General features: G+C 45.1%; 17 protein-coding genes. 6 read left to right on the top strand and 11 right to left on the bottom strand.

The window, feature by feature from the left end; genetic code table 11:
• Nucleotide 1: 1 nt before the first annotated feature.
• Entirely contained in the window at nucleotides 2-775 is a 774-nt protein-coding gene (locus ACRRS1_RS05865; protein ID WP_432458882.1) for a class I SAM-dependent methyltransferase, read from the bottom strand.
• A gap of 65 nt (nucleotides 776-840) precedes the next feature.
• Nucleotides 841-1005, bottom strand: a complete 165-nt coding sequence (locus tag ACRRS1_RS05870) for a hypothetical protein (RefSeq protein ID WP_432458883.1) — start codon at nucleotides 1003-1005, stop codon at nucleotides 841-843.
• 59 nt (nucleotides 1006-1064) lie between these two features.
• On the opposite strand from ACRRS1_RS05870, the gene ACRRS1_RS05875 reads away from it, so the two are divergent.
• Nucleotides 1065-2366 (top strand): DUF1835 domain-containing protein, encoded by a 1302-nt coding sequence (locus tag ACRRS1_RS05875; protein WP_432454075.1) that lies wholly within the window; start codon nucleotides 1065-1067, stop codon nucleotides 2364-2366.
• 191 nt (nucleotides 2367-2557) lie between these two features.
• On the opposite strand, the gene ACRRS1_RS05880 is transcribed toward ACRRS1_RS05875, so the two are convergent.
• From ACRRS1_RS05880 to ACRRS1_RS05905, 6 genes are all read right to left on the bottom strand, one after another.
• On the bottom strand, nucleotides 2558-4171 hold the full coding sequence (locus ACRRS1_RS05880; RefSeq protein ID WP_432454074.1) for an EAL domain-containing protein: 1614 nt from the start codon (nucleotides 4169-4171) through the stop codon (nucleotides 2558-2560).
• Nucleotides 4172-4257: 86 nt separating this feature from the next.
• Nucleotides 4258-4866: a cache domain-containing protein gene (locus ACRRS1_RS05885; protein ID WP_432468208.1), complete on the bottom strand. Its 609-nt coding sequence runs from the start codon at nucleotides 4864-4866 to the stop codon at nucleotides 4258-4260.
• A 152-nt stretch (nucleotides 4867-5018) separates the two neighbouring features.
• Nucleotides 5019-6242, bottom strand: coding sequence for an organoarsenical effux MFS transporter ArsJ (arsJ, locus tag ACRRS1_RS05890; protein ID WP_432468207.1), 1224 nt, complete (start codon nucleotides 6240-6242; stop codon nucleotides 5019-5021).
• Nucleotides 6239-7246: an ArsJ-associated glyceraldehyde-3-phosphate dehydrogenase gene (locus tag ACRRS1_RS05895; protein WP_432468206.1), complete on the bottom strand. Its 1008-nt coding sequence runs from the start codon at nucleotides 7244-7246 to the stop codon at nucleotides 6239-6241. The genes arsJ and ACRRS1_RS05895 overlap by 4 nt, the downstream gene beginning before the upstream one ends.
• A 19-nt stretch (nucleotides 7247-7265) precedes the next feature.
• A complete protein-coding gene (locus ACRRS1_RS05900; protein WP_432464569.1) occupies nucleotides 7266-7766 on the bottom strand; it encodes a phosphatase domain-containing putative toxin in 501 nt (166 codons plus the stop codon).
• An 8-nt stretch (nucleotides 7767-7774) separates the two neighbouring features.
• A complete protein-coding gene (locus ACRRS1_RS05905; protein WP_432468205.1) occupies nucleotides 7775-8644 on the bottom strand; it encodes a metalloregulator ArsR/SmtB family transcription factor in 870 nt (289 codons plus the stop codon).
• A 707-nt stretch (nucleotides 8645-9351) separates the two neighbouring features.
• Between ACRRS1_RS05905 and ACRRS1_RS05910 the strand changes: the two genes are divergently transcribed.
• From ACRRS1_RS05910 to ACRRS1_RS05920, 3 genes are all read left to right on the top strand, one after another.
• Complete coding sequence (locus tag ACRRS1_RS05910; protein ID WP_432467308.1) at nucleotides 9352-10581, top strand: ISL3 family transposase; 1230 nt, start codon at nucleotides 9352-9354, stop codon at nucleotides 10579-10581.
• A 247-nt stretch (nucleotides 10582-10828) separates the two neighbouring features.
• Nucleotides 10829-11131: a hypothetical protein gene (locus ACRRS1_RS05915; protein WP_432468204.1), complete on the top strand. Its 303-nt coding sequence runs from the start codon at nucleotides 10829-10831 to the stop codon at nucleotides 11129-11131.
• Nucleotides 11132-11358: 227 nt separating this feature from the next.
• The gene (locus ACRRS1_RS05920; protein ID WP_241907348.1) at nucleotides 11359-11646 is read left to right on the top strand and encodes a hypothetical protein; all 288 of its coding nucleotides are present in this window, start codon (nucleotides 11359-11361) and stop codon (nucleotides 11644-11646) included.
• Nucleotides 11647-12173: 527 nt separating this feature from the next.
• On the opposite strand, the gene ACRRS1_RS05925 is transcribed toward ACRRS1_RS05920, so the two are convergent.
• Together ACRRS1_RS05925 and ACRRS1_RS05930 are read right to left on the bottom strand one after the other, a co-directional pair.
• Nucleotides 12174-13214: an IS91 family transposase gene (locus tag ACRRS1_RS05925; protein WP_432467311.1), complete on the bottom strand. Its 1041-nt coding sequence runs from the start codon at nucleotides 13212-13214 to the stop codon at nucleotides 12174-12176.
• 76 nt (nucleotides 13215-13290) lie between these two features.
• The gene (locus ACRRS1_RS05930) at nucleotides 13291-14100 is read right to left on the bottom strand and encodes a site-specific integrase (protein ID WP_432467312.1); all 810 of its coding nucleotides are present in this window, start codon (nucleotides 14098-14100) and stop codon (nucleotides 13291-13293) included.
• Nucleotides 14101-15019: 919 nt separating this feature from the next.
• Between ACRRS1_RS05930 and ACRRS1_RS05935 the strand changes: the two genes are divergently transcribed.
• The gene (locus ACRRS1_RS05935; RefSeq protein WP_432468202.1) at nucleotides 15020-15538 is read left to right on the top strand and encodes a GNAT family N-acetyltransferase; all 519 of its coding nucleotides are present in this window, start codon (nucleotides 15020-15022) and stop codon (nucleotides 15536-15538) included.
• Nucleotides 15539-15612: 74 nt separating this feature from the next.
• A complete protein-coding gene (locus tag ACRRS1_RS05940; RefSeq protein ID WP_248380616.1) occupies nucleotides 15613-15846 on the top strand; it encodes a hypothetical protein in 234 nt (77 codons plus the stop codon).
• A 154-nt stretch (nucleotides 15847-16000) separates the two neighbouring features.
• Here the strand turns inward: ACRRS1_RS05940 and ACRRS1_RS05945 are convergent, their stop codons facing one another.
• Nucleotides 16001-17209: an IS256 family transposase gene (locus ACRRS1_RS05945; RefSeq protein ID WP_432467449.1), complete on the bottom strand. Its 1209-nt coding sequence runs from the start codon at nucleotides 17207-17209 to the stop codon at nucleotides 16001-16003.
• Nucleotides 17210-17546: the final 337 nt, after the last annotated feature.

The raw sequence follows: 17546 nt of genomic DNA on the forward strand, positions 1-17546 counted from the left end.
GTTATGCGCTTTTTCGAGCCACGATGCTATAGACTAGCGGCGATTCGTAATGCTCGTGTTCATAATAAAATTGACCGGGTTCGCGCTCTACCAGATCTTCGAAGCAGTTATAGGGGCTGTAGTCATATTCTTTCAATTGCTCAATGATTAAGCCGGCTTTGATTAAGGCATTCACAACATCGGAGATTGGGTGACCCCAAGTTAGCATGGGGCTGACTTCACCATCGTCATTCTCGGTATAGCTGCCTTCTTCATCAAGATCAGCTTGTTCGCGGTGAAAATATCCATAGCCACTGATCAGGTCATGCACTGGATGAAACTCTGCCAGACACAGCTTGCCACCCGTTTTTAAACTTGCTGCAACCACCTGTGCCCACCGCTCAATATCGGGTAGCCAGCACAGCGCGCCATAAGAGACAAATACCCAGTCATGAATAGGACGGGTCACTTCGCCGTAATGGTAAACATCATCACAGATAAATTCGACCGTTTGCTGAGTTTGCTCGGCAAGCGCTTTTGCCTGTTGAATGGCTTCGCTCGATAAGTCCACCGCGGTGACTTCGGCACCTAAACGCGCCCAGGATAGGCTATCTAAACCAAAATGGCACTGCAGATGTAATAGTTTTTTGGCGCTGACGTCACCGATTAAATCACGTTCAATTGATTTTAGTGAGCTGTTTCCGGCTAAGAAACCAGCCACATCATAAAACTCGGAATCAACATGTAAAGCGGTACGTTTATCCCAAGCGGCTTTATTTAAGGCTAAGTAATCCATGATTATTCGTTCAATAGAAATCGTGTTGCCTAGTTTACGTGAGTTTGTACTGAAATAAATCAAGATTATGTCAGGGCCGATTTGTCTTCTGGTGGTAAAAATAGCCATTTACTGTGATATGAAGATATTGCTAACATGTTCACCGAGGCTTGCTCTAAGCCGCCAGCTCGCGGAAAGGTGTGAATCACCAAGGGATTGACAAGGTCGCCACCAATAGTCGTGGCCAACAATCAGTTTATTTACCTTCTTTTCTGGTTGCGAGTACAGAACAATAGAGAATGGTGAATTTATGTCCAGTCGAAATGCATTTGTATTAAATTTAAGTTACCTCAAAGCTCAAGCCAAACGCCGTCTGAAGCTAATCAAATCGGGCAATGCCGAGCAATATCAGATTTTTCGCCGTTATCATCCGCAAGCTCATCACCTAGAAGGTATTAAATTAGCTGATATTCAGTTGGTGATTGCGCGTGAGCTTGGCCTTGCTTCCTGGGCGGCCTTGAAAGTACATATCGAGCAGCAAAACCAGCACCTTCAAGCCATAAGCTCTGACGCCGCCCCTCTGGATGCTGAGCTAAATACCCTGCATATTCGCTGCGGCCATGATTTACAGCACTTATTACCAAGGGCTGGATTTAAAGGGGACTTTTTGGCCTGGATAGACCCTTATTGCCTTGGGCCGTTAAGTCTTGATGAAGCAACCCTATTAAGAGTAAGGGCCGAATTTGTGGTTCAACATTACCTATCGGAACTGAAGCCGCAGGACGCCGATATTGATGCCGTGATCGCTGGTGAACGAGCCAAGCGTGCACAACTTAATGATCCACAATACCAGCAAATTGTGCTGTGGCTGGAGCATGATAATTACGACCAGTTGATGATGATTTATCTGTTAGCCATTATGACTCCAGCTTTATTGAGTAAAACCAAGATCATCGAAGTGAACCAGTTTCCCGGAACCAGCCGTTATGTGGGTTTAGGACAACTCCCAGCGCAAGCCTTAAGGAGCGTTTGGCAAAGTCGCCAAAGCGCGACCACAAAGATGCAGGGGTGGGCCAGCAGGGTTTGGCATGCCTTGTGTCAAGATAATCCTGAGGCCATTGTGGCGATTCTCAACAGCGATATCGATCATTCTTTTAAGCAAATCAAGCCTGTATTAATGCGTTACTTGCAAGAGCTACCGCATACGACAAATGGTCTTTCACTTACCCAGCGTATAGCGCTGCAATTGTTAGCGGAAGCGGGGGAACAAGGGCTAATTTTTCGCGACTTGTTTCACGCCTACCAGCAACGAGAGTCTTTGCCCTTTTTAGGTGACCTCATGTTCTGGGCGCTGATTAAACCCTTAAGCCAAGGGGAAGCCCCTTTAATTGATATTCATCGGCTTGCTGGGGAAGCATTTAGTTCGGCGAGCTTAACGATAAACACCGAAGGCTTCAGTTGCCTGCAAGCTCGAACAAAGTGGCTGGGCGCGGATTATCAGCTTGGCGGGATGAACATTTCATCGCAAAGCGCTTGGCAATGGGATCACCAACATTTAGCTAGTTTGAATTATCGCCATTGGCATCAAGATTTGCTTGGATCGGTAGAATGATTAAACCGGCTTGCTATGTTAAGACGCTAACATTTGTAGCGTATTAAGCTGAAACTACATAAGGTTCTGTCCGAGGAGCAACGCTTGGTCGGGTCCCGCTTTTGCTGGTGGTTGCGGTGTCACCAGCAAAAAATCGATGAGGGAGGCGGTTTACTCTGCGATTGTAGAGTGGTTTGTGCTTGCTCATCATATTAATTTTTTAAGAATTTTTTCAGCTCATTGATTCTCATGGGTTTGGCGAATAACCATCCTTGACCAATTGCATCTGGTACTCGGTCATAGATATAGGCCAATTGTTGTTCGGTTTCAATACCCTCAAAAACCACCTGTACTTGTAGATGATCTAACATACTAAAGATCCCTTCCATGGAAATACTGTTAACGGTTTCGGTATGGATGGCCTGAGTGAAAATTTTGTCGACCTTTAGTTCGGTGGGCTCTAACGTCGATAGCCAAGAAAGGTTTGATAAGCCAGTACCAAAATCATCAATTGAGACGAGATAGCCTTGTTGTTTGAGTTCTTTAGAAAAACGCGACATTTTGTCATTGTTATTGGTGGTGGTTTCGGTAATTTCTAAGACAATTTGTTTGCGTTGGAAATTATATTTTGCGGTTTGATGGTTGAGAAAGGTAATAAAGGAATCGTTGCTGAGTAATTCTGCGGAAACATTAAGGCTTACGGTTAATGAAGGGAACTTTTCTAAAGTAGTGCTCATTTCTCGAAATACATAGCTAACCATTTTCTTGGTTAAGGTCTCGATGAGTCCAGAACTTTCGGCTACTCGGATAAATACTTCCGGTGATACCATGCCTAATTTGGGGTCATTCCAGCGGGCTAAGGATTCTACGCCAATCACGGTTTTGGTTTCTAAGTCTATCTGTGGTTGATAGACCGGATAAATATGATCCCTGCAGATCTGTTTTTTGAGTCGACGCACAAAGGCGCGAGGCCCAACCCGAAAAGATTCGATCATGATGGCGACGGAAATACTCAGCAGAATAATGATTGCAGAAATAATTAAAAACTGGCCGATGGGAAATTTGTATAAACCGAGCCGCATATCTACTGATGTTACACAGAGATTGTACAGTTGGTTACAATGGGTATAAGTAATAAAATGACCAGGCAAAGGTAACCAATCTACCCATGAGTTTTTATGGGTAATGGTTGGCTCGATGGTTCGTGGTAATAGCTCACCGTAATAACTATAAATATATCGCTGTTCTGCTTCGGCATAAATAACCCCCCCCATCCCACGTATGTTGAAGTAGCCTTGCCTGGTTAATATTAAAAAAGGCGTGGAAATAAACGCCACTGTACTGTTTAAGCCAATGATGGGTTGGTCTTCTTGGGTTCTAAATAAGTCGGTTTGAGAATTCCAGTAATGCGTCCCATCGGCAGTGATGGCATCCGCTAAAGACAGATCATAAGGGTGGGAAAGAATACCTTGTTGTGCGGTGCAGATTATTTTACCTTGCTTGATCCTGCCTAAATCGCCAATGAAGAAGTAGGTCTGTTTAATTTCATTTAACTGGCTTAGGTCTGGTTCGCTACATGGCTTGCCCAAAGGCGTTTGAGCGAGGTTTAAGCCAGTTTGCAGATGAAAAGCGACTTGTTCTGCACGAGTGAAATTGATGAAGCTATAAGAGCGAAGCGTGTCTAAGCTAATTGACATGATAATGGCATGGATGATTAGACTGAGGATGAATACAATCAAGCTTGTAAGTAACACAATATTGATTGTCGAAGGTTTGGTTAATCCATATTGTGAGTGAGATGCACTAAATAAAATCGGGTTCAACATTCTTGCTGCCTAATGGTCGTATGCGCTTGGTGCAAATCAAAAGCGCTTGCTTTGTTTATGAATCTGCCCCGATACGTTTGGGATTGTTAAAACTTAGCACGAGATCTTCGTATAGAGTAAATAAATGTCATAATGATGACCACCATTGAAATGACAATTGAAATGAGAAACTTGCTAATGTATGTAAACAGAGTGTTATCCACATCATCTAAATAAATTCCCATTCCGATAACCCACTTCCATTCGGGGATTTCAGTGACACCATTAATTTTCCATGTTCTGGTATTGTTTGAGGGTTTGATATTTGTTTCAACCACATAAAGAATATCTTCATGGACTAAGTTTTCCATGTGTCGCACATAAGATTTTTGAATTTGGCCAATCACTCGCTCTCTGATATGGACTCTGGCGATGGCATTGTTATCATTGGCCCATAAATAAGAGGCTCCATATCGCATTCCTGAAAGAAACTTTATAATTTTTTGGTCGGTTTCAGCTTTGCTAAGTAGCCCTTGATGATACTGCTCTATGTAAATGGCAGATTGTTGCCGTGCAATATTCAGCAGCAATTCAATTTCTTGTTTTTTGGCTTCAATCAGACTTTCTTTGAAAGTGTAAAAGCCGGTAACACCAACTGAGATAAACCCTAGTAACATTACGGTCATTAAAATTGCAAATGCTTTAATGTCTTTCATTCAGTGACTCTTTCTTGATTATTATTAAATAAAGATAGTTAATAATATGTAGTTGTGCAGATACTTTAGTCCTATTTTTACCGTGAAATTAATACGTTAAATGTCATTATTGACTATAGCTACGGTGCTCTTAAGAGGCGAAGATTTACAATTTAATCGCCAAGTTGATTGGGACTAGTTTGAGGCAACTTTAAGCTGATCACGCAGGTCAGCACTAGCATCGCCAGGGAAATCCATAAACAGGCAGAAAGCCCCGCGAGCTGATACACTGCACCCGATAACAGCGTCCCCAGCAGACGTCCCATGGCATTGGCCATGTAATAGAAGCCCACATCCATCGACACCCCATCCTCGCTGGCGTAACTGACGACCAAGAACGAATGCAAGGATGAGTTTACCGCAAACACCGCACCAAATAAGATGAGTCCGATAACGATGCTAAGTTGTGGCTGCCAAGCTAGTTGCAGTAGAGAAGCCAGCAGCGCGGTCACGATACAGAGTAAAGCGACCCAGGTGACTGCGGCTGCGCGCCCCGGCATGTTGCCGTCGCTATTACCGATGAGACGTGGCGCCAAGCCTTGAACCAGCCCGTAAGCGATCACCCAACTTGCCATAAAGCTGCCAATTTCCAGTTGCGACCAGCCTAAACTCGCCCCCAAAAATACTGGCAGCGCGACCACAAACCACACGTCGCGAGCAGCAAACAAAAATAGTCGGGCTGCCGCCAGCGTATTAATTTGCGGGCTTTTGGAAAACAGCTGGGAAAACTTTGCCTTATGTTTCGCTTTACCTAAATCTTTGGCTAATAGTCTGCTGCTTAGTGAGAGCACGAGTAACAACACCGCAGCCATTGCCAACATCGAATATTGAAATCCAATCCAGTGAAGCAGCGCGCCGCCGAGGAAAAATCCAAAGCCTTTTAAGGCGTTTTTAGAACCCGTCAGGATGGCGACCCATTTAAATAAACGCTGTTGTTGTTGGCTTTTCACCAGCGTTTTGATGCTGCTTTTGGCGCTCATTTTATTTAAATCTTTAGCAATGCCCGAGAGCGCTTGAGCCGCCATGACCAGTGGCACCGATAAATACTGGTTTGGTAAGGCAAGCGCCAGTAAGGCGATCACTTGCAAGCCAAGGCCAATATTCATGGTGTTATTGAGGCCAATACGCGCACCTAACCAGCCGCCAACGAGGTTAGTGACGACCCCGAAAAACTCATAAAACAAAAACAGCATGGCAATTGCAATGGCCGAATAACCAAGCTGATGAAAGTACAACACCACCAACATGCGTAGCGCACCGTCGGTGATGGTGAAATTCCAGTAGTTAAAGGTTACTAACAGATACTGTTTAAGGGCCTGCGGCAGCGGGTTGCTCATTGGTCGGCTAAGCCCACTTTACGAATCAGTTCGCTGGTGCGGGTGGCATAACCCATTTCGTTGTCGTACCAGGCGTAAACTTTAAGCATTCGTTTGCCAATCATCATGGTTGAGGGGGCATCAATAATGCTGGAGCGTTGGTCGCCTTTATAGTCGATGGAGACCAGTGGTTTTTCTTCATAGCCCAAAATGCCTTTCAGCTCGCCTTCGCTGGCTTGTTTAAATAGCTGGTTCACTTCAGCCACCGTACTATCACGCTCAAGGGTAAAGACCATGTCAGTCAACGAGGCATTGGCCAAGGGAACTCGCACCGCATGTCCATTGAGCTTGCCTTCCAGCTGTGGAAAAATTTCACAAATCGCTTTGGCGCTGCCAGTGGTGGTGGGGATTAACGACATACCGCAGGCGCGAGCACGGCGAAGATCTTTGTGCGGGGCGTCTAAAATGGTTTGGGTATTGGTTAAATCGTGGATGGTGGTCATGCAGCCCGACTCGATGCCAATATGCTGCTGAATCACTTGGATCACCGGTGCTAAACAGTTGGTGGTACAGGAGGCCGCAGTAACAATTTGGTGTTGAGCCGGATCGAAGATGGCGTCGTTCACCCCCATCACAATATTAGCGATGCCCGCGGCTTTGACAGGTGCCGACACCACCACGCGCTTCACGCCCTGGGCTAAATACGGCGTCAGTAAATCCTTCGCCCGATGTACGCCTGTAGCATCTAGCACCACATCGCAGCCTGACCAATCAACTTGCTCAAGGACCTCTTGCTGAAAACAAGGGATGGTATGGCCCTTAATGACGATGCCCTGCGCATTATGGCGAACAGAATTTGACCAACGTCCTTGCACTGAATCAAATTCGAGCAGGTGGGCTAAGGTTTCGGCATTGCCGGCCACATCGTTGATACAGACAAACTCTAACTCTGGCCAGTGGTAAGCGGCGCGCAGCGCAAGGCGGCCGATACGCCCAAAGCCATTAATTCCTACTCGTATGGTCATGCAGATTTCCTTTGTCTAATTATGCTGATTTGGCGAATTGTTGAATGTATTCCAGCTGAGCTGGCACACTAAAGGCATTTGGCCGAACCGCCTTAATTTTGGCGATGCAGTCTTCTAACTCAAAACCCAGCGCCAACATGATCCGTGCGGCGACTAAACCAGTGCGGCCGCTACCGCCCTTGCAATGCAGTGATAAACTCATGCCATTATTGATCAGCTGGAGGAAGCGGGGGAGTACGCTTTGAAAGTGCTCTTCCCAAGCTTGGTCGGGGACGGTGTCATCTTCGATGGGCAGGTGAAACCATTGCATGTCGTAGGTGACCGCGTGTTTTGGTAAATCACTGACTTGCATATCGGCGAGCTCTTGTTTGGTCATCATCGTTAGTAGTGCTGGGCTGTTTTTGTAACAAAGCTGCTGCAGTGAAGTTGACAGGTCGACGCCTTGGGTGCCGGGGCAGGGAGTGAGTAGCAATTGCGCGTGGTCGCTCAGGTCGACGGCATAAATAGGATGTGAAGACATAACTTACCTTATTGTGGATTGACTAATAATGAATGACTCATGGGCTTTGTCGTTTGCTTAATTTTGGCTGGTACTTCGAGTTGCAAGGCTCTGAGCCGAAACAAGGGCAGATTAATGTAACTGGGGTTGGCGAGCCGAGTAGTGGCTAGCGTTTGTGTGACCCAGGCAGGCAAGCAGGGATGAAGATGATAAAAAATTTGTTGACCCTGGCGGGTGGTCGCCACCAGTTGGCAGTCGCGCAGCAGTGCCAGATGCCGCGAAACCTTGGGTTGACTCTCTGCCAAGGCGTGGCTTAACTGGTTCACACTGAGGCATTGTTCATCTTCAATCAGCATCAGTATTTGGAGTCGGGTATTGTCGCTCAACTGCTTAAAAACATCGATGGGACTCAGTTGTAGTTGCTCAGCGATGGGTTGGTTAAAGCGAACAAACTCTGAAATTAACTGTTCCAGTTGAGTAAATACCTCGGCAAATTTGTCCATTCCGGCACTGGCGGCAGGATCGGCTAAATTCCAATGCATCATGGCTTTGCTGCTTGGCAAGTTAACACATTGTTGTTTCGCGCTATCACACAGGGTAATAATGAAATCAAACTGGGTTTCGGCTTGGCTATCACGGGCTTGTGTTGCTAAGCGTTGACTAAGCAATTGGTCGATGGTTTTACTGTATAACTTGCTGGCCGATAAGTTCTGCTGTTTAAGTAGTTGTATGCTTCGCGGGTCGACTCCCTTGGGCTGGGTACCGGCGCTAAAGGCAATAAAATGCTCAGCGTAACGCTGGTTGACCAGCGCCTCGGCGAGTTGCGAACGAGCCGCATTGGCGGTACACAAAAATAACAGACTTAACATCAGTGTCACGATATATGTGAATAAACGCATATACGATAAATCATATGTTTATACTGTACAAGTGAAGCGCAGAAGATTTTTCAGTGTGTGTAGGTTTTGCTTACAGTGTAATTATTTACAATCGGATGTAATCTTTTAAAAACATGAGCTTACAAACTTATCATGCTTAATGTGGTATCTGGTGATACCTAAACGAGCGATTTGATGGTTTTTACCTTGATGTCTCTCAAAATATTCCAGCTACATCCTTAACTGGTTTATGCCCCGTTCTGTGTTAGCAACGGGGTAAAAGCTTTCGCCTACGGCGACGTCATTAAGCTTCAACGAGCAAAGCTTAGCGAAGCAAAAAGAAAGCTCGTCCAGCATCTTCTTAAACCCTGCGTTGCTTATTCTCAAGGGCCTTGAAGTAAACACTACGCTCAAACAGACTTCAACTTTGCTCCCTTGTTCATTTGCGCGACTCGGCGAAGATGATGGGATTTAAAAGCGTAATCTTGGCTATTGAGAGTATGAAAGGTTTTTGTTTTTAGAATGGGTGTCTAGTTTATTTTTCGAATACTGTAATGGTGCTGATAAATCGTATTTCTAAATCGCTGCTGGAGCCGCAATGGTGTATTTGACATGTTGCGCACTTTTTACCTGTATATACACGGCTCTTCACCGAATGTAGTGGAAACACTTTCAACAAACATTAATGAGCGAGATAATAAGTAAACGTTCATGAATACCTCGCGACCATGCAAGACACGACGCTTTATCAATCTATTCTTGGATTAACTCATCCTTGGGCTGTTTCATCTGTTGAACTCAATGAGTCAACCCAAACCATCACCGTACGCGTTGACTATGACCGAGGTTCATTAACGGCTTGCCCCTCTTGCGGTAAGGCTGTTCGTCGACACGATACTCGGCGGCGGGTTTGGCGACATTTAGATACCTGTCAGTTTGAAACACGTATTGAGGCTGAAGTACCTAGGGCTGATTGCCCCGAGCATGGGGTACAAACACTTCAAGTGCCTTGGGCCACGAGTAAGAGCCGCTACACAGAGCTGTTTGAGGCTCGCGTTATAGAGATGCTTAAAGTCAGTTCATTATACGCGGTGAGTAAAACCTATCGGCTTAGCTGGGGAGCCATTGACCGGATGATGACTCGGGCCGTTCAACGTGGTCTGACAGCCAGAACCACCATCAACTACCAAGACCTGTTGGTCGATGAAACGGCATTTAAGAAAGGCCATGACTATGTCACGGTATTATCCAATCGTGATGGTCAGGTGATATCGGTTGAAGACGGTCGAACAGGCCTGAGCTTATCTGCTTGCTTTAAGGCATTGCCCCCTGAGTCAACAATGGTTACACGTTCCATATCGATGGACATGAGCAGAGCATATATAAACGCAGCATATGACTACTTCGGTGAGCGGGCTAAGCAAATGATAGCCATAGACCATTTTCATATCGCAAAGGTCCTCACTAAAGCGGTTAATGAAGTGAGAAAAAGCGAACTCATGGCGTTGCCCCAGCATTTAAAAAGAGAGTGCCACCAAACACGGTATGGATGGTTAAAACGAAACAGCCACCTACATGGGACATTGAGAGAAAGAGTGAGTGCGCTGGCCAAAATGATGCAAAACACAGGCTTGAGCTGGATATTTAAAGAGCAAGCAAGAGCCATTTGGTATGGCGATGCAGCTAACGCCAAAGCGGCTTGGAATGATTGGTTAGCACTCATAAAGGTCAGTCAAATCAGGCCGATGATGACAGCAGCAGAAACCGTGAAAACGCACTTAAAGGGCATCATCAATGCGATGCGTTATAAGGTATCAAATGGCTTAGCGGAAGCGATAAATGGAAACATTCAGCGCCTAAAAATACGTTCGATGGGTTTTAGAAATAAAGAACGCTTTAAGCGAGCTATTTTATTTCACTTTGGAGGGCTTGATATGACTTTCCACCAAGAACGGTGAAGAGCCATATACACACAGTTTTTTTAGTTTCGTTTGCGTCATTTGTCAAAGTAATCAATGATAGAAATGGATCGACGATTGATTGATTCCGAGTAAAAAACTAAGGTAGACAATGGGTTAATATCAAATCATAAATTGATGGGCGAACGTGATGAAGATCATGTTTTTTGTGATAGGACGCGCGCTCATTGAATGGGATAGACCGCACGTGCGGCCTACTTAGCGTTATGACTACTCGGTTTTGGTGATGCAAAAAACTAAAGTTCATTTGGATAAATTAGACAAAAGCTTGCAACGATTAGACTCATTGCTCAAACGAAAATTTAGTTCATCGCATATGAGCAATGCTAAATGGATTAAGTTACTAAAACATTGCGCCACATTTGATGAAAGTAGTTTTAAAATTAATTTCAAACTCGTACATAGTGACCAAATTAATACGTCATATACAGAAATGTACGAGGAACAAGTAGACGATTACTGGTTTATAGAACCTTGGCTTTATAAAGAAGTTGAGTGGTTAGAGTTTATTTTTGAAGGCAATAATTAGTTAGAATCATTAGTCAGCTATTTGCTTATCGTTGCTAAGTTCCCGTTAAATAAAACAAATTCAGGCTATAGAGTTGTTGCGTATTCGTAGTCATAACAAGCAGTTGCAAGCGACACATTTTACTACGCCGTTTTTGTACATGTGTCGCAAGCTCCAATTATTGCACAAAAACGCTACATAAAATGTGCGCCTGAACTGGGCGTTAGGCAAATAAGGAAGCAATGGCGATGAAGATGATATCTTATTGGAAGAATATCGAAGAAATTCATGAAGATGATGGTTTGGTCTTGATCGTTGGTTGGTACGATCATAAGCATGAATATGACGGTGGGCAAAAAAGCCTAGGTGTTCATTGGGGAACATATCCTCAATCAAGAGGCATATTAAGTCCTTGTGTAATACCTAAAGAGACAAGCGATGCGATGTTATCAGGCTTATTGCACAAAGCTGTCATGGATAACAACAAAGAGCTAATTCAAAACATCACGAAAGCAATTGAGTTTCTAAATGGTTAAGGTTTTCATATGGTCAGCTAATCAAGAGGGCAGCTAAAATGACATTCCGTACATACACTAAGTTAAAATGCTCATGTGGGAAAATTGGAGAAATTGTTGAAAGTGAAAATGATCAACCTTTCTCAAAGGAATGGTCAAAAACTAGTTTGAGAAACCTAGGTTCTAAAGGCAACTACAATGGAAATCACTTCTTAATTTCGAGCATGAGACCATCATGCCTTATATGCGGTCGCAGCCTAGGCCCAGAACATATCGTGGAATAATTTGCCTAACAAATAAGAATAGGTGTCGCGTAGCCGCCACCTTATTCGGGTGTTGAACAAGCCCGATGCTCCCTTCTATAGTAAATAACGGTATTGATGTTGGCGGGGCCAAGGCCTTGTTACTTTTTACAAGGCGAGTTTGGCTAAGACTGGGTGAATGGCGTTAAGCCTTTACCTGTCATACATGGTGCTAAGCTGTTATTTTTTTATGTATTCATCCTCATGTTAAGCCCTGCCATTCTCCTTATCCTGTTCGCCTTTCGGCTAGCTCGTTCGACTCACGCCTGTGCAGTGCATGGGGTGCTGGCAGCAAGGGCATGGCCGGGTCGCGCTGTGGTTGTCGGTTTGGAGCGCGGCGAGGTTCACGCGTTGCGGCACTCGCAGGAGTAACTGAATGCGCCGCAATATGTGTTTGGCGTTGCCCCGTAAAAAACCATAATCTCTCACCCGCTGTAATCCCTTGGGCAATACATGCGCCAAGATAAGCCTTAAGAACCTTAAGGTAGGCAAGGTGCGGATTTTGGTGGTGTGGCTTTGGCTATCTAGATACCTAAAACTCACTTGGCCGTTATGAGTACTGATGATGTCGTTATCGGATAAGATCCCGCGATACAAGTAGCGAGATAAGTACTGTAGCGCGGGCAGCCCAAAACCTACGTTGCGACAATCGACCACCCATTTGGTGGGGATATGCGGGGGCAACTTGATGTTTGGGTGTTGATTGAGCGCATCTAGCATTCTCCCTCGCCATACCTTGGCCAGCGCAAAGGCGTTAAACAAGTACTTCTTGTTGCAGTGATGCCACTGCTGCTTCGCACGGTGATAGCGCCCACCGGCCACCAATACATGTAAGTGGGGATGCAGATTACGCTGGCGGCTATGGGTATGCAGTACGGCGGTAAACCCTAATTCCCCCTGGTTCTGGCGTTTGGCAAAGTCCTTTAACAGGCTTGATACCACCTTGAACATGATTTGGTATAAGGCTTTAGGCTGCACGCGGGCTAAAGCCCTTAGCTCATGAGGCAGGGTGAAGGTCACCATAAAGTAAGTCGTGGGTAGCAGCTTGTGTTGTTGGCGAGTTAACCAGCCAGTGGTGCAATGGTGTTGGCACTGCGGGCAATGCCTATGGCCGCAAGACAGCGTCAATTGGTCTTGATGCGGGCAATGTTCACACTGCCAAAGGCTGTGACCTTGTTGCTCAGTTTTACAACGCAGCATGGCATACATTGCCCGTTTAGCATCCGCCCTTAAAAGCGGTGCAAGCTCGGCCTCATGTTGGTGAAGTAAATCAATAAAGGTGCTCATGGTTACGGCCACATGAGAGTGAGAGAGTCAGTGAGCTTATTCACCGCCTTTACGGCATCTAATTGCTTCACTTGAGTCAACACTGGGTATAACGTGCAGTGGTATTTAAACTGGCGTGTCCCAGCAAGTGTTGCAAGGAGCGTAAATCCAAGCCTTGTTCAAGCAGATGGGTGGCATAACAATGGCGCAGCGAATGCGGGCTAATGGGTTTATGAATACCGCAATCGCGCAATACCCGCTTCAAGGCTTTTTGTACGCCGCCTTTATCCATGGGCACTTGCGCGTTATTGCCTTGGCGCGGAAATAACAAACGCGCATGCCGATGGCTTTGCCAGTGAGCACGTAAAACCTGAAGGGTGCGATGCGGCATGGGCACGAAGCGGTCTTTACCGCCTTTAGCATCCCGAACATGGATTTGCATGGCCTGACTATCAATATCATGAATGCTTAAGTGTAAGCCCTCGCTCAAGCGCAGCCCCATGGAATACAACACCAAGAAGAAGACTTGATAGCGGGGTTGCGACGTCATGCTAATCACGAAGCCGACTTGCGCAGGGCTTAAGATATCGGGTAAGCGCTTCACTTGAGGAGGCTTCACAATGTTTAACCACTGCCATTGTTTCTCGAGGGTGTAGCGATAAAAAAATTGCAAGCCATTGCGGTCTAGCTTCACGGTGCTCCAAGAATGGCTGCTAATGAGTTGAGCAAAATAGGCCTTTAAATCAGCGGTGCTTAAGGTATCGGGGGAGCGGTCAAAGTGGGCAGAAATCCGACGTACCGCACGCGAGTACGCATCAATGGTGGCTGGTCGTTTCCCTTGTAAGGTTAAATTGGTAAGGTGTTGTTTATATAAAACATGATAACGATGTTGTTGGGTAGGGTTCATGCTGCATACTCCGATTCATCACGACCGATTGGCCGTGTCACATTGAGTATGAGATATCAGGTGCTATGCACTCTGCCGCAGAGCGGCTTCGTTCAATCGGGTAGCCGGAGGTATCTAACCTCCAGCCCCCACAACACCCTGCATGCGGCTCCGCACAGGGCGTTTCCTGAAAACGGTTAAAATACAACGGCCGATTAGCTCCTTTGCATTCCAATGATGGCTTCTGTTTTTTGCGCCATGACTCCTCAGTCCGGTCGGATACGGAGACAATGAGCTGCACAGGCTCCTCATTGATTTTCAGGTTCAGGCCTTCACCATGTCCCAACCATTACGATGGGCGTTGGGCTACTATGCCGTCTGCTGACTTCTGCTTAATCACCGTTTGAGTTACCCCAAATAGCGCTATCGTTGTTCATCGTATTTGCTCACTTAAGTTGATGAGACTTAAGTGCCAGGCCTGTTGAACTAGCGGCCAAGCTAGTGAGTTTAACGATCGCCTGTTAAGCAGACCTCCCCAGATAAGAACATGCACTGTCTCTGCACTGCTGCATCATTTACGATGGCCGTTAGATCACATGGCTTCGTTGTCTTGTGCCAACTCGCCTCCAGCCTACGCCTCATATGATGTTCTTGTTCATCAGCTCGCAGATTTGCGTCCGGCTTCCTTCAGACATTCCCTCGCGGCAATGCCCTTGCCATTCGCTAGTAGTTAGCGTTTAATAATCAGAATGTTATTAAACGGTGACCTTCCTACAGAGGACTTTCACCTCATTAGTTCATGCCCATGCTGGGCGTACACAAGCTAATCAACTGGACGCATAACGGTTGTCATCGTTTTTGCAAAAGAAAAACACGGCAAAAACAAAGCCAACCTACGCGCCAGTTATTAGGGCGTTATAAAACAAGGAGAGTTCTGCATTTGAAAATAGTAACGGATAGACTAGAAATGACTCAAATCACAGTGAAAGACTGGGATTTATACCAATCTCTAAATCGAGACCCTGCGGTAATACAGTTCTGTTTTGATGAACCATCACCTAAGGAAATTAAGGACAATTTTAATTCTCGACTCCCTGTGTGGAATAAGGTTTCTGAGCATTGGTTGTGTTTAACCATTACTGTAAATGAAACTGGTGAAAAAATCGGCGTCACTGGCTTTCGTATGCGTGATGGCGCAGCCGAAGTTGGTTTTCTTGTTCAACCTAAATACCATGGTCTTGGTTACGGTACTGAATCTCTAAAATCTCTGATTAAGTGGGCATGCGAAGAGCAAGGTATCCAAACGTTTAACGCAGTCGTAACTGAGGGCAACATTGGTTCAGAGAAAGTATTAATCAAGTGTGGTTTCTCGCTGAAAAAAATTATCCCAGAAGCTTATGAAATCGGTGGTAAATTGTATGCAGACCATGTTTACCAATACGGAAAAATTGTTTTATAACAAACAATTTAAGAGGGATTCTGTAGTTGATCCGATTCAGTAGACACTTCATTCAAACAAGATGAGGTGTTTATATGTTGACGACGGTCGGTCTAATTTTGAACATACTAGGTACAATCCTTATTGCGAAATTTGGACGAGCTGTAAAACAGTATAATGCAGACGGTTCAGAGCCGTTTAGTGTACAAACAGGAAAACAAGACGGTTTATTCAAGTACTCTGAAAACTTATTGTTGTCGACAATTGGTTGGGTTGCTTTGTTAGCAGGCTTTGTTTTGCAACTAGTTCAGCAGTTCATCCAAGGTTAATCTTATTATTACTATAGGGTCGAATAATGAGTAATGTAATTTATTCTAGTGAAGAAGATAGGATAGCTATTGAGTATTTCTCCAGATTAACTAATACGGTTGGTGCGGTCGGTTTTGGCGGACCCTGTAAATAATTCTGTGTAACTGCTTTGGGTTACAAGTAATCAGTAAGTCGGTCTTCAAACATAATCATAAAGCGATTGAGAGCCTGTCGCCAGTTTCTTATTGGCATCGACCAGCGTTTCGATGCATCCATAATTGCAAGATAGACAACTTTCCTCGCTGATTCATCCGTGGGGAATAGCTTACGCTTCTTTGTCGCTTTGCGTATCACACTGTTCAAGGACTCTATCGCATTCGTCGTGTAAATGGCTTTACGAATGTCCTGAGGGTAGCTGAACAATGTATTTAAATTATCCCAATGCGCTGTCCAAGAGCGGCTTATCTGTGGGTATTTATCATCCCACTGGTCACCAAATTGTTCGAGGGCCAGAAGCGCTTCTTCCTCGGTATTCGACTGGTAAATACCTTTGAGATCTGCCGTTACAGCCTTGTAGTCTTTCCAAGGGACATACTTCATTGAATTGCGCACCATGTGGACGATACAGAGCTGTATTTGGGTTTTTGGGAATACGGCGTTAATAGCATCTGGAAAGCCCTTCAAGCCATCAACACAAGCGATAAGAATGTCGTTGATACCTCGAGTCTGGAGTTCAGTGAGAACGCTGAGCCAGAACTTCGCACCTTCCGTTTCAGATATCCACATCCCCAAAAGTTCTTTCTGACCTTCGATATTTACGCCCAGAGCCAAGTAAATCGCCTTATTGACGACCTGTTTGTTTTGGCGGATTTTCACCACGATGCAATCAAGGTAGACGATGGGATAGACTACATCCAGTGGCCGTGATTGCCATTCAACAACCTGCTCTAGAACTGAGTCGGTAACTTTAGATATGAGGCTTGCAGAGACATCAGCATCGTACATTTCTTTGAACGTAGCGACGATTTCACGAGTTGTCATGCCTTTGGCGTAAAGGCTTAATATCTTGTCATCCATCGATTGAAATCGAGTTTGATGCTTACGAACAAGCTTCGGTTCAAACGAGGCATCTCGGTCTCGAGGTACATCCAGTTCAATCTCACCATCGTCGGTGATCAAGGTCTTGGATGAATAACCATTACGACTATTCTTATCGGGCTTTTCAGCGTGTTTCTGATAACCGAGGTGGTCATCAAGCTCAGCATTTAACGCTGTCTCAACAGTCACCTTGGTTAACATTTTACGAAAGTCATCTAGATCTGAAGGGGTCTTGATTGACTTAGCGGCTTCACGAGCAAATGCTTCGAGAGCTTTCTTATCCATGTTGCTTATCCTTAGCCTGTTCAGGCCTAATTATAAGCAATTACACAATTTAATTTACAGGCTCTTTTGGCGTCGTATTTGGTTTGTTTTCCCTGCCACCTTTCTATGCTTGGTTTACTTTTGGAGTTTTCTTTGTTTGGTCATTTTTTCAAGGTTATCAGTATCGAGCAATACTAAATAGAACTATGGATAATGCTCGGCCTAGCGTTTGGATTTTTATCAAACATGGCTGGCTATGTTTACTATCTCTGACTTTAATGGCTTCTGTCGCATTAGGTTTTATTAGTAAGGATGCATTCTTGGGCTTTGTGTTATTAAAAAAATATATAAGACACCC

Source organism: Agarivorans sp. Z349TD_8, assembly GCF_050870825.2.
In the GTDB taxonomy this organism is placed as follows: Bacteria; Pseudomonadota; Gammaproteobacteria; order Enterobacterales; family Celerinatantimonadaceae; genus Agarivorans.